At 56.8% G+C, this 12,662-nt stretch carries 12 protein-coding genes and 1 tRNA gene; 9 read left to right on the forward strand and 4 right to left on the reverse strand.

Going from position 1 to position 12,662, the window contains the following annotated elements:
* Positions 1–352: 352 nt before the first annotated feature.
* Genes NKJ40_RS21375 through NKJ40_RS21395 form a run of 5 tightly spaced genes read left to right on the forward strand, consistent with a single transcriptional unit; the run spans position 353 to position 6,293 of the window.
* A complete protein-coding gene (locus tag NKJ40_RS21375; RefSeq protein WP_352467756.1) occupies positions 353–2,149 on the forward strand; it encodes an ATP-binding cassette domain-containing protein in 1,797 nt (598 codons plus the stop codon).
* The gene (locus tag NKJ40_RS21380; RefSeq protein ID WP_352467757.1) at positions 2,112–3,476 is read left to right on the forward strand and encodes an ATP-binding protein; all 1,365 of its coding nucleotides are present in this window, start codon (positions 2,112–2,114) and stop codon (positions 3,474–3,476) included. Before NKJ40_RS21375 ends, NKJ40_RS21380 begins: the two co-directional genes overlap by 38 nt.
* A gap of 23 nt (positions 3,477–3,499) precedes the next feature.
* A complete protein-coding gene (locus NKJ40_RS21385) occupies positions 3,500–4,633 on the forward strand; it encodes a hypothetical protein (RefSeq protein WP_352467758.1) in 1,134 nt (377 codons plus the stop codon).
* 17 nt (positions 4,634–4,650) lie between these two features.
* The gene (locus NKJ40_RS21390; RefSeq protein WP_352467759.1) at positions 4,651–5,151 is read left to right on the forward strand and encodes a phospholipase D-like domain-containing protein; all 501 of its coding nucleotides are present in this window, start codon (positions 4,651–4,653) and stop codon (positions 5,149–5,151) included.
* Positions 5,151–6,293 (forward strand): hypothetical protein, encoded by a 1,143-nt coding sequence (locus tag NKJ40_RS21395; RefSeq protein ID WP_352467760.1) that lies wholly within the window; start codon positions 5,151–5,153, stop codon positions 6,291–6,293. Before NKJ40_RS21390 ends, NKJ40_RS21395 begins: the two co-directional genes overlap by 1 nt.
* 63 nt (positions 6,294–6,356) lie before the next feature.
* Here the strand turns inward: NKJ40_RS21395 and NKJ40_RS21400 are convergent.
* Positions 6,357–6,433 (reverse strand) — tRNA-Arg (locus NKJ40_RS21400).
* A 163-nt stretch (positions 6,434–6,596) separates the two neighbouring features.
* Complete coding sequence (locus tag NKJ40_RS21405) at positions 6,597–7,517, reverse strand: zinc-binding dehydrogenase (RefSeq protein WP_352467761.1); 921 nt, start codon at positions 7,515–7,517, stop codon at positions 6,597–6,599.
* A gap of 200 nt (positions 7,518–7,717) precedes the next feature.
* On the opposite strand from NKJ40_RS21405, the gene NKJ40_RS21410 reads away from it, so the two are divergent.
* Complete coding sequence (locus NKJ40_RS21410) at positions 7,718–8,524, forward strand: AraC family transcriptional regulator (protein ID WP_352467762.1); 807 nt, start codon at positions 7,718–7,720, stop codon at positions 8,522–8,524.
* A 33-nt stretch (positions 8,525–8,557) separates the two neighbouring features.
* Here NKJ40_RS21410 and NKJ40_RS21415 read toward each other — a convergent pair whose 3' ends face one another.
* Positions 8,558–9,448, reverse strand: a complete 891-nt coding sequence (locus NKJ40_RS21415) for a D-alanyl-D-alanine carboxypeptidase family protein (RefSeq protein ID WP_352467763.1) — start codon at positions 9,446–9,448, stop codon at positions 8,558–8,560.
* Positions 9,449–9,681: 233 nt separating this feature from the next.
* On the opposite strand from NKJ40_RS21415, the gene NKJ40_RS21420 reads away from it, so the two are divergent.
* The 3 genes from NKJ40_RS21420 to NKJ40_RS21430 all read left to right on the forward strand — a co-directional run bounded on the left by NKJ40_RS21420 (position 9,682) and on the right by NKJ40_RS21430 (position 11,936).
* Positions 9,682–10,788, forward strand: a complete 1,107-nt coding sequence (locus NKJ40_RS21420) for a hypothetical protein (protein WP_352467764.1) — start codon at positions 9,682–9,684, stop codon at positions 10,786–10,788.
* Between the two features lie 76 nt (positions 10,789–10,864).
* Positions 10,865–11,485: a nucleoside triphosphate hydrolase gene (locus NKJ40_RS21425; RefSeq protein ID WP_352467765.1), complete on the forward strand. Its 621-nt coding sequence runs from the start codon at positions 10,865–10,867 to the stop codon at positions 11,483–11,485.
* A gap of 85 nt (positions 11,486–11,570) precedes the next feature.
* Positions 11,571–11,936 carry a hypothetical protein gene (locus tag NKJ40_RS21430; protein ID WP_352467767.1) on the forward strand — a complete coding sequence of 122 codons (366 nt, stop codon included), beginning with the start codon at positions 11,571–11,573 and terminating at the stop codon, positions 11,934–11,936.
* Positions 11,937–11,957: 21 nt separating this feature from the next.
* Here the strand turns inward: NKJ40_RS21430 and NKJ40_RS21435 are convergent, their stop codons facing one another.
* Entirely contained in the window at positions 11,958–12,662 is a 705-nt protein-coding gene (locus tag NKJ40_RS21435) for a glutathione S-transferase family protein (RefSeq protein ID WP_352467768.1), read from the reverse strand.

The raw sequence follows: 12,662 nt of genomic DNA on the forward strand, positions 1-12,662 counted from the left end.
AAGCAACAGCAGCCTGATCAGACCAGATACCGTTCCCGATTCGAAGGCCTCCGTCGAAAGCGCTCGCGTCAACGTGCAGCGAAAATAGCGCTTACAGTTGACGCACCTGACAGATTAGAATGACCAACCTGTCAGCAGGCGTCTGCGTCGGAGCCGCAAGCCTCAACGCCACGTAAGGCACACTTACATTCTCCAAGGCAAAAGTGCTCTGACTGCTTGGCCAAGGCAATTGTGGCGCGCTAGCGTATCAGCGTACAAGGAGCCTGACTCAAAATGGCCCGATTCCTTGATCCATCTCCGCATCGAATATCGAGACGATATGCTCGCTGTACGCTCTAGAACACTGCATAAGATGGAGACCGTGATCAAACTGTCGGATGGGTCGTCCGTCAGGGCTCGCAGGTATATTCCAATTGGAAAAAACGACTTCGTAAGGTTCGATAATAATGGCGAGCTAGAAGTTTTCGTCAAGAACGATCAGACGTTTATTCCATCTACGCCATGGCGCTTGGAAAAAGAATTCAAGATAGCTGGAAGAAACATTGATATCACATTTAAAGAGATCGAGACAAATGAAGAGCTCGAAAAATATGAGGGCCTGAAGAGATTCCATTATCGCGGTGGTGGAGGCGCGGGAAGGGTGGTTCCGTTAATTGCAAGGTCAGATTTATGGGACCTCCCGGAAGTTCTGGGATTCATTGAAATTACATCAAGTATGATTGCAAATACTGCACGTAGAGATTTCTTTAATGCTCCCTACCAAGAGCCAGGTGGGCTCGCGTGGACCACTTGGAATAGAGGCGCTAGCATAAAGTACTCAAACATTATTGCTCGTATTTCACGAGTTGTTGTTCACCCAGAGATTCGTGGATTGGGGCTGTCTAAGCTTTTTCTAGCGGCGGCACTCAACTATACAGCTCTTCGGTGGCATTACGGTGGTTATAGAGCTAGATTTCTCGAAATAACGGCCGAAATGCTCAGATATTACCCGTTCGTGTCGGGAGAGGATTTTGTTTTTGCCGGTAATACAGAAGGAAATGAGCACCGCTTGGACAAAGATATGAAGTATCTAGTTCGAAAAGCACTCTCCCCAGAGGGTATAATGCCTCAAGGAGGCGGTGGTGTTATGACTATGCAACGAGGGTATGCCGAAAAAGTACTTCAATTTATGAAAAAAAGTGGGACGCCGCTTGCAGCAATTTTGGATAATCTCAGGCATGATCCTGGGGTGCTAGACCAAGTGACATGGGAAGCCTTATACCGAGTTAGCAGAAGGCCAAAGCCAACGTACGTCGCCGGTCTCAATGCCGTCGCGAGGACGTACGTCCGTAACAGGGCGGCTTTACAAGCTAAACCGGGCGTACGCACCAAATTGCCAGAGTCGCCACGTGTATGGCGCATCTCAAAACTTAGAGCTGAGGCCTATGCTGATATCAGCCAGTCCTCAAATGCACGAGCCCTTCAAGACACCTTTGGATTCGTTGGAAAAAGATTGAGCACGAAGGTATCCTCTGATTTCTCGATCGATCTCCGATCTGGTGAGATAACGTTGATATGTGGAGCCAGTGGTTCTGGAAAAAGCCTCTTCCTATCTGCCATCTATTCAATTTGCCGCGACTCTGGGGCAAGTGATGATTTAAGGTCCGCAAGCACCACAGAGGGCCTTGAATTGCTTTACTCGGGCCAAGTCGACGGGTCGCCGTTGATTCAGAACTTAGCGGAGATCGATCGAAAACGGACGGCCATTTCATACCTCGGGAAAACGTCGCTGAAAGAGTTCTTAGATGTAAACGCGAGCGCTGGGCTCGCTGAGCCGCAGCTATTTGTCCGGCCCATCGCTAGCCTGAGCGTCGGACAAGCCTATCGGCTTCAACTTGCCCTTTCTTTTTTGACGGTTCCAAATATTCTGATAGTCGATAATTTCTGCGAAACATTGGATAGGTACAATGTCCTCGCTGTTTGTAGAGGGCTCCAACGTCTTGCGAAGCGTTACAATGTTGCGGTTGTAGTGGCTTCAGCTGCATATGAAAGGCTGCTTGCGGTGCTCTCCCCGAATCAAGTGGTTCTATTGAGGCGAGGGGACGAGCCGAAGCTATTGGATCAATCAAGCAATGACGAGATCACACGCTTATCGCAAGGTCTTTACTAAAACAAAATTTGGAACGGCAGAGCCTCTTTCATTTACGATAGATCACAAGCTTAAACGGGTATTAGTCGGATCGCGGGATTCGGACGCGCTCTCTGCTTTGTTCATGGGAAAAGTACTGGAAAGTGGAAGAAGCGCAAATATATTAGACTACGATGTATATATCGATGTGAAGTTTCCTCACGTAGTCGGTATTTTTGGATCAAGAGGGAGTGGAAAAAGCTTTGACCTCGGCGTATTTGTGGAAGGGTTGTTTCTAGATGAGCTAATGTGGGGTACGCCGAATAGCGGACAAGCTGCGATAATCTTCGACATACAGGACCAATTCTGGACCTTGCAACATGAACCGCAGGCAACCATCCCGCAGGATGCCAGCCACCGCCAAGCTCTAGAGAAGTGGGGTATTAGTCCCAACTCAGTAAACGGGCTTCAAATCTGGATACCCAACGGAAGCGACACCCAGGTTCCCAACGCAAGGCCGTTGTCGCTTTCTCCAGCACAGCTAACAAAAGCCGATTGGTTGTCGATACTTGAACTTGATCGATTTAGCCCAATGGGCCAAGCGCTGATTTCGCTGCTCGAAAATGCGACTGACGCCACTCCTGCAGAACTAGTAGACCGATGTTCCGCAGGAGTCCTACAGAACTATCAGCAAGGCACAGTGGACGGTCTTCGTTGGCGTCTAATATCTCTCCAGGAAGCGGGCGTAATCAACGCAGAGGGGCTAGAAGTTGACCAGCTGCTGGCGCCGGGAACGCTATCCGTCATTCTCATGCGAAATCTGCACGATTCTATCCGAGCGCTAATTGTGGGCGTGATAGCGCGTCTCGTAGCAGACAGAATGGGGCGTATTCAGCAGGCTCGAAAAATAGCATTGAGAACAAACACGTCTATGGTTGATAGTGAAAAACTGGCGCGAAGATTGTGGCTCGTGCTGGACGAAGCGCACGTGCTTGTTCCCTCAGGTGCATCGACACCGGCGACCGGCCCAATGATCGATTATGTAAAGCGTGGCCGGGACGCAGGATTGTCGCTCGTTTTCGCGACCCAACAACCTTCGGCTGTCGATAATCGGCTCATGAGCCAAGTTGATTTGACTCTGACCCATACGCTCGGATTTGAGATCGATCTTTCAGCTGCGACGGCGCGAATGCCAACTAGGACAGCCGTTGACTATGACATCGATAGCGCAAGGTCGCCAAACATTGCCGACGTAGTCCGATCACTAAGCCCTGGCGAGGCGCTTGTTGCAGACGCTTCAAGTGGTCGCGTGTTTCTCTGCCATATTAGACCTAGGGCCACCGCCCATGGTGGTAACACTCCAGGTTGATTATGTACAAGTCGCGGGAAGAGTTGGAAAAAAAGCTGGCGAAGTCTCTGTCTCGCCACATAGGATATACGGCAGCGGCTTACGATTTGGACAGAACGGTATCAATTCTGGACTACTTTACAGCCACACCATCCGCCTACCTGACGGAAGTTGTATCACATTTGCACCTTACAGCAAATGACGTGAGCGGCGATCTGGAAGATAAATACTTGGCTGAGGCTGTAAACATAGCCTCATCGCTTCAGATAATTAGCGTAGTATCTCCTCGAGCAAGTAAAATTCACAAAGTGGCGCCGACGATGATAGGGAGGTCACTACTTGGTGCCAAGGCGTCGGGGGATTTGAGATTTTATAAATACTTTCTATTGAAAGTAATATTATTAGCGGATTCTGATACCATCGCCATAATTCTTGAGTACTTACACTCCGGCACTAGAGGGGATATCAAAGCTTACTATTTGAGCAGTTTCAGTAGATTGCGGCAAGCGCGGCTGCGGTGGCTAGAGCGTGCCTTCCCTGAGAGACAGCTCCTTGACCGTATGGTCTCTCATATCCCGTGGATCCGAAAGGACAAAAGTGCCATCGGCCGCTACGATATAGAACCGATTACCCTCAATACCGCCCGGCACCACGTCACTCCGCGGCGCGGCTGGCTAGATTATCTCGGGCTTGCCGATCACACGAGCGGGCAACTCACTAGTTTTGGAAAGGCCGTCCATTCGGCGCTAAGTCCATCAGGCTCATATTTCTGGCTTGGACCTGAACGCGAGGTTCAAACTCTTCTACGGATCGATCCGGCAAATCGGGCAGCCGGGCCATTTGAGGACGAACTCAAAATAGTGCCGTCGATAACCCCTCGTAAGTCCACAAGTCGCATGGAAATTGTCAGAGACACAGCACGTCTGATGGTAGCCGCCTACACAAGCGCAAAGCTAGTTCATGCGTCCCAAGCTCCCCTGGACTTACCCATCGCTTACATAGAGTACAGGTCATATCGTGACGGCGTTAACTACGAGTGGCCCGGCATTATGGATGACCTTTTCAAGATGTATAAGGGTAATTTCCAGAGACTTTCTGCAAAGGTGGGGCAGATTGGCTATTACAAAGTAGTGAATCAACGGCTTGGGGATATTCGATGGACACAAGATCTAGGATAACGTTTCAAGATATACACATGACAAGGAGTTTTTGGAAAAGGTTTGTTTCTTCCTTAAGCGATGAAATCGGTCATGCTATAATCTGCTCGCCATATTTTGATGGGTTGCCTGAGCCGTTTAAAGAGATTTCAGGTTTCTGCAGGCACCTAAGGACTCGTGGCGTAAAAAAGATCGAAATAATTACGAGGCCGCCTGGCAAAGCTAACGCGATGACTATCGAGACGGCGAAGTTCCTAATGCGTGATGACGTAGATATATACATCAGAACTCAACCGTATCTGCATGCAAAAATGTACCATTTTGAGTATGTTAAGGGATACTTTAGGAATTTTGTCGGGTCATCGAATTTCACTATTGGAGGGCTTGAACGCAATGACGAATTAATGGCTGAATTCGAAGGTGTTGGCAATGAGACTCCGTGCCATCGCGAGATTGCCCGGTTGCGCGACAAAGGGGCGTTCCCGTATTCAGCATGGGTGAATTTGAAGATGCCGGAAGGGGTGGAGGAGACAACGTGATGCTTGAAACATTCGATCTGAAGCAAGACCCATTTCCTATGGTTCCAAACGGGCCAGTCCATAATTGGGCGGGCCGAGGTGAGCTTAAAGACGAGCTTGTCGACTTAGTCAAAGGCGTTAGAGCGCGCGACATTGGAGTAACTGAGTTTGCTATTGTCTACGGGGAGTATGGGGCAGGGAAGAGCCATGCGCTTCAATTCCTAAAAACATATGTGGCGACCAATGACCAATTCAATTCCCTCGCGATTTACTTAGAGCGGCCGCGGGTCGCATCCAAAATAAACTTTTTGGAAATTTACAAGTACATAATGAGGGATATAGGGAAAGACGCCATAAGAGATTGTTGCAAGAAGTTAAAAACGATTTATCAGAGTATAGTAGACCAGAAAGTGGCTGGCACTGGCTATCAAATCAAAGATCAATCCTCTTTTCATGATCCGGCAATGACAGAATTTGCCGAGCCAGATCGTGCCATGATAAATCTGTTACTCGTTGGGGCTGAGAAGTTTGATGCCGTATATTCCTATCTCACTGGTGAGGGGAAATATGATTTGGAAGGGCTCGCTCCCAAGATCGATTCCGATTTTGTTGCTGCAAAGGTCCTCGGTCAATTTTTTCGGGTTATTACAGCAGACTATAAAGATAAAGAACGGATATATGAATCCGTATATCTTTTTGTTGATGAATGTGAGATCCTCATTGACGTCAAAGCGTCGGAGAGCGAGCTTCTTTTCACGGGGTTTCGCGAACTAATCAATGAGCTGCCGTATCGTTTTTCCTTGCTGCTAAGCTTTTCAGCGGCCACGGCTCTCATCGAGGCGATCATGCCCATTCATCTGCTGAAAAGGATGACAAGGCCATACATCGAGGTTGGCCCTCTTGATGATCAGCATGCAAGAGAATTTATCAAATCACAGATGAATTTTTATCGAACTGAAAATTCACCTTACGTCGACACATTTTACCCTTTTAGCAATGAGGCCATGGACGATATCATCGGCCATATGGTCGATTTAACGCCAAGAAACATATTTATTCAGTGCAAGAGGGTGCTAGAGCGATCGATACGAAAATACGAACTGAAAAAGGGTGAGGAAATTTCAGCAGAAATGGCAAACAGGATACTAGAAAATTATCGGTAAAATTTCTTTTCCTGCGCCGCTCCTTAATATGATCTACTTAGGGTTCTTTTCCTTTTGCAAATTTGGCGCACCCGACAGGATTCGAACCTGTGACCTCTGCCTTCGGAGGGCAGCGCTCTATCCAGCTGAGCTACGGGTGCCTTCAGGATCGGTGATCCCAAAAACGAACCAGCCGGTAAACCGGCCAGCCACGGCTTCTTAGCGGAAGCAGGCGCCGGCTTCAACGGGCAATCGCCAGCGGGCTCAAGTTGCCGTAGCAGCCCGGGGGAGACAGACATCGTCCCGTCCGGCGGCCGCGCCTGCTCATTCTGTCATGGTAAGCACTGCCTTGCCGCTGATGCTGCGCTGCCGCAGCGCGTCTAGGGCCTGGGCGACGTCCCGCCACGGCAGGGTGAGGACTACGCGCGTTTCGAGCCGGCCGGCTGCGATCAGCGCGAGCAGCGAGGCGATGTCGGCGCCAACCTCCGGACCGGAAGCGTAGTAGGCGAAGGTCTGCAGCCGCGCGCCTTCGTGCCCCGGAACGAACTGGCGGAAGCCGATGGGCGTGAGTTCGCCGCTGCTCAAGCCGAACATGACGACGGTCCCGCCGGGCGCGATCCGTTCGATCGCGTGGGCGAGGCTATCGCCGCCCACCGATTCGGTAATCAGCGAGAACAGTCCTTCGGCCAGCTCGATCGTTTCGACGACCCGCTCGGCTCCGAGGCCGCGGAGATCGTCGGCATGACGGGCAGCGGCGACCGCCACCACCGACGCGCCCTGCTGGCGGGCGATCTGGATCTGGAAACGGCCGACCGCGCCGCTTGCGCCGGTAATCAGGACCCGCTGGCCGGCCAGGTCGCCGCCGAGGCGCAGGGTCCGCAGCGCGGTCGTGCCCGCGACCGGAACAGTGGCGGCGGAGACGAAGCTGACGTCGTCCGGCAGGACGGCGAGGTGGTCGGTCGGAACGGCGACCCGTTCGGCCCACCCGGCCTCGTCGACCAGAGCCGCAACCCGGGCGCCGACGGCCGGCCCGGAGCCGCCGGCCGCGGCGCGCTCGACAATTCCGGCGACGTCCTGGCCAGGCACCCAGCCGTTCGGACGGATGTTGAGCAGGCGCAGTTCGCCGCGGTTCAGCGAGACTGCCCGGACCGAGACCAGCGCCTCATGCGGGGCGGGCTCGGGCTCACCAAGCTCGGCGAGCCGCAACCCGGTGGCGCTGTCGGAAGATGTGACCAAGGCGAGCATTGGTATCGTCCCTTCTTGCTGCGTCGCGGACGCCAGCCTGTTTTCGTGCGCCGGGCTTGTTGGTCCGACGTTCAGAACGCAAGCAGGGCATGACTAAATGGAAGGCCGCCTGCCGGCTTCTGAGTTACTCATCCCTAAACTATCGACTTTCCTGTTTGAGTAATTTAGATATCTTGGCAGTCGATCGCTAAAATCAGTCAATGAGACAGCCTCTCCGCTACCCCTGGCCTTTCGATCCGGATGATGTCCTCGCCCCGGCAATCGCTGTGCGCGTTGACGTTACCGAAACCAGGGCGGAGGTGCCGGACCACCACCACCGCAAAGGGCAACTCGTCTTCGCACTCGGCGGTGGCGTCACATGTCGCGTCCCCAGCGGCCTGTGGATGGTGCCGCCGCATTGCGCGGTGTGGATTCCCGGCGACATGGAGCACAGCAATATCGCGACCGCCAATGCCCGGATTTTCTTCGTCTATATCGAACCGGGAGCTGCCGACCTGCCGGACCGGTGCTGCACGCTTTCGATCACGCCGTTGCTGCGCGAGCTCATCATAGAGCTGACGGATCGCGTTGAGGACGATGACGCGAGGGGCGAGCTCCTGACCAGCGTACTGCTATCCGAATTGCCGCGCATGCCTGTCCAGCAGCTGCATTTGCCGGTCTCGTCCGAGCCGCGCTTGAGGCGCATCGCCGCGGCGTTGGCGCAAGATCCTGCCGATCGCAGCACCCTGGCGGAATGGGCCAGTCGCGTCGCGCTCAGCGAGAGCAGTCTCGCACGTCTCGTGGTGAAAGAGACAGGGCTGACCTTCGGGCGCTGGCGCCAGCAACTGCACCTGATCGTCGCAATGCGCGAGCTGGCCTCCGGCGCCAGCGTGCAGCAGGTTTCGGCCGATCTCGGTTACGAATCGGTCACCGCCTTCATCACCATGTTCAAGAAAGCGCTTGGCAAGCCGCCGGCAAAGTATCTCAGCAGTGTCGCCCAAAACGGTGGCTCTGCGTTTGTCGCCTGAACCCGCACGCGGTCAACACTCGGACTTCAACTGTCACTGCTCCTCGGCATACAGCAGCCGCGTCTTTGCCTCGGAGGTCGGCAACAGGCTGCGCTGGATCAGCGCCTCGACGTGGTCGTTGCGCTGGCGCGCGCTGTCGGCGCCCATCACCACGATGATCAGCCTGTGCCCGTCCGCATTATAGGAGGTGACGATGTTGAAGCCCGAAGCCCTGATGTAGCCGGTCTTGATGCCGTCGACCCCGCGCACCCGGCCGAGCATGTCGTTGTGGCCGCGCACCAGCCTGCCGCGGAACATGAAGTCGCTTTCAGAGAAATAGTGGAAATGCTGCGGGAAGCGGGCGTGCAGCGCCATGCCGAGCACCGCCATGTCGCGCGCGCTGGTGTGCTGGTCGCCATCCGGCAGGCCCGAGGCGTTGCGGAAAACGGTGCTGCTCATGCCGATCTGGCGCGCCTTGGCGGTCATCATGCCGGCGAACCCCTCTTCGCTGCCGCCGAGATATTCGGCGACGGCGACCGCCACGTCATTGGCCGATTTGACGACGACGGCGCGGATCGCCGAATCGACGTCGATGGTCTCGCCGCGCCTGAACCGCAGCTTGGTCGGCGGCTGCCGGGCGGCGTTGTCCGACACCGGAATTTGTGTCTCCTTGCTGATGCGGCCAGAATCCAGCGCCTCGAACAGAAGGTAGAGCGTCATCATCTTGGTCAGTGACGCCGGATAACGCGGCGCCGTCGAATTGACCTCGAACAGCGTCTTGCCGGTGCCGGCATCGATGACCATGGCGGCATATTTCTGCGGCGGCGCCGGTACCGCCAGCACGCTGTCGGGCGGCGTGACAGTCGTGCAGCCGGCAGCAAACAGCAGCAGCGCCAGCACAGCGACGCATTTGTGGACGGACGAAAAGAACCGGAAGGCGGACAAGTCAGTTCCGAAGGCAGGCTGTTTCTGAGACGAGGCGAAGCTATCTTAACGCAAAGGCACAGTCCATTTGGTTAATATCGGTCTGGGCCTGGATTGGTGCCCTGTCCACAGGCCGACGTGGCGCCGTCTGATGCGAATTGCCGGCCACCGCGCTTGCGCAACCGGCGGCGAGTGGGCTTTGTTGGCCGGCAGAATCGGGCCGGAATTGGGCCGGCAGAATCGGTAGGGTGCACATGGATACGGTCACGATCACGGCGAAGGGCATTTCGGTATCGGTCGATCTTGCCGTCGGCCATCTCGCCGACATGACGGTCGAGATCGATGGCCGCCGGCTGAAGCCGCTGCATCGCGCACCCTGGGTCGACGAGCCGCGCGAGACGCTACCGAAAGACCTGCCTGAAGGGACGGTCCACCTGTCCGGCGATTTCCTCTGCGCGCCGTTCTCGGTCAGCGACGTCGAAGCGGCACCTTTGCATGGCTGGCCGGCCAACAGTCGCTGGGACGTCGTCGACAGCGCGGCAACGGCCGATGGCTGGCGCGCCGTCTTCCGCCTGCAGCGCCCGGTCATGGGCGCAACCGTCGACAAGATCCTGACCTTGCGCGACGATCATCCCTTTCTCTATCAGGAGCACGTCTTTTCCGGCGGCGCCGGCGCCATTCCCCTCGCCCACCATCCGATGACGGTGATGACGGCCGGCGGCAGGCTGGCCTTCTCGCCGAAGCGCTTTGCCGCAACGCCTAACGAGGCGCCGGAGCCCGATCCGGCTCGTGGCCGTTCGTTGCTTGCCTACCCAGCGCGAACCGCCGACCTGACGCGCTTTCCCGCCGCCGGCGGCGGCACGATCGACCTGACCGGCTATCGGATGGACCAGGAGCGTGAGGACTTCGTCACGCTGGTCGAGGCCGACCATGGCGGGCCGGGCTGGACCGCACTGGCGCGCCAGGCGGAAGCCGATCTCGTGCTGGTGCTGAAGAACCCGGCCGAATTGCCGGTCACAATGCTATGGGTCAGCAATGGCGGGCGCGATTATGCGCCATGGAGCGGCCGCCACCGCGGCGTGCTCGGCATCGAGGATGGCCGCACGGCCGTCGGCCACGCCGCATCGCTCGGCGACAACTGGCTTAAGCGCGAAGGCGTGGCGACCGCGTTTGCGCTTTCTGAAGGGCGCAGCTTTTCGTTCCGTCATGTCATCGGCGCACTGCCATGGCCATCCGGCGAGCCGCCGCGCGACGTCACGACCTCGCCGGGCCGCATGCGCATCCTGGCGGCTGACGACGCCGTGCGCGACGTCGGCTTCGACAGCGATTTCCTGCGGATCGGGCAATCCAGGCCCGATTGAAGGCCTGACACAATCCGGCGTTTGAAATTTCCGAAAACTGCCGCCAAAATGCGCCAGAACCACCGTAAGGGGGCCAATGTCAGAAATCGCCCATATCGCTGCTGCCATTTTCAAGCGCGCCGGCAAGGCGCCGCGCTTCGTCGTTGCCATTGCCGGTCCGCCCGGCGCCGGCAAATCGACATTGTCGGCAGGCTTGCACGACCTGCTGCCGGAAGGCACGACGGAAGTCGTGCCGATGGACGGGTTCCATTACGACGATGTCGTGCTCGAGCGGCGCGGCCTCCGCCAGCGAAAGGGTGCCCCGGAAACCTTTGATTTTGCCGGCTTCGAAACGCTGCTGAAGCGCATCCGCGCCGGCGAGCCGGATATCGCCATCCCGGTCTTCGACCGCAGCATGGAGCTGTCGCGCGCCGCCGCTGCGATCATCGCCGCCGAGACCAAATTCATCCTGGTCGAAGGCAATTATCTGCTGCTCGACGAAGAGCCATGGACGCGGCTGGCGCCGCTGTTCGACTTCTCGATCTTTGTCGATGTGCCGCGCGCCGAGCTCGAGCGCCGACTGCTGGAGCGATGGCACGAGCACGGCCGGTCCGACGAGGACGCGCGCGCCTGGATCGCTTCCAACGACATGCCGAACATCGATCGGGTGCTTGCCCGTCGGCGGCCCGCCGACCTGGTGGTCGGTGAGCAGGCCTGATCTGTAAGGACTGTTCGGCCGGAACCTTAAAACTTTCAGGCCGTTATCCCGGACACGGTAATTGTGCCGCATGAGGGAACAGTCGATGGAAACCATGGCAAGAAAGCCTGCGCCCGCCAAGGGCAGGGCAACACGATCAAAAGCAACCCGAGCGAAAACCAGCGCCGGCCCGGCAGCGGCGACGCGCTCCAAGGATGCGGCCAAGCCCAGCTTTGGCAAGGCAGCGCCGAAAAAGGTGATGCCCGCTGCGGCCAAGGCCGCAACTCCCAAAGCCGCCAGCCCTAAAAAGCCGGCAGGCAGCAGAGGATCGATCGCCGGCAGCGCAATGCGCACCGTCAAAACGACGGCCAACGTCGCCGCTGGTGCCGTGCTTGCGACCGCCAAAGGTGCGGCGTCGCTTGCCGCTTCCGTAGTCGGCAAGGGCTCGAAACGCCGGACCAAGGCAAAATAGCCGGGCCAGTCAGGGTTTTGATCAGGCTCTGGCCGGAATGGCGAGGCCCCTCTGCACCGCTGGACGGGCGAGGCCACGCTCCAGCCATGCGCCCACGCTGGGGAAATCGTCGAAACCGACGAGTTCCCGTGCCTCGTAAAAGCCGATCAGATTGCGCACCCATCCAAGCATCGAAATGTCGGCGATGGTGTAGTCGTCGCCCATGATCCAGCTGCGGGCCTTGAGCCTCGTTTCGAGGACGCCGATCAGCCGTCGCGACTCGTCGCGATAACGTTCCAGCGGGCGCTTGTCGGCGATTTCGCGGCCGGCGAATTTGTGGAAGAAACCGACTTGGCCGAACATCGGCCCGATCGAAGCCATCTGGAAGAACACCCACTGGATCGTCTCGTAACGCAGCGTTGCGTCTGCCGGAACCAGCTTGCCGGTCTTGTCGCTGAGGTAAAGCAGGATGGCGCCGGATTCGAACAGGCCGATCGGCTGTCCGCCCGGGCCGTCCGGGTCAATCATCGCCGGTATCTTGCCGTTTGGGTTCAAAGACAGGAATTCCGGGGTCCAGCTCTCGTTCTTGCCGATGTCGACGGCATGCGGCTCGTACGGCAGGCCAAGTTCCTCCAGCGCGATCGACACTTTCACCCCGTTCGGCGTCGGAAACGAATAGAGCTGGATGCGGTCGGGGTGGCTCGCCGGCCAGCGCCTGGCGATCGGAAACGCGGACAGATCGGTCAT

It is taken from the genome of Mesorhizobium sp. M0119, from assembly GCF_040322615.1.
Taxonomy (GTDB): Bacteria; Pseudomonadota; Alphaproteobacteria; order Rhizobiales; family Rhizobiaceae; genus Mesorhizobium.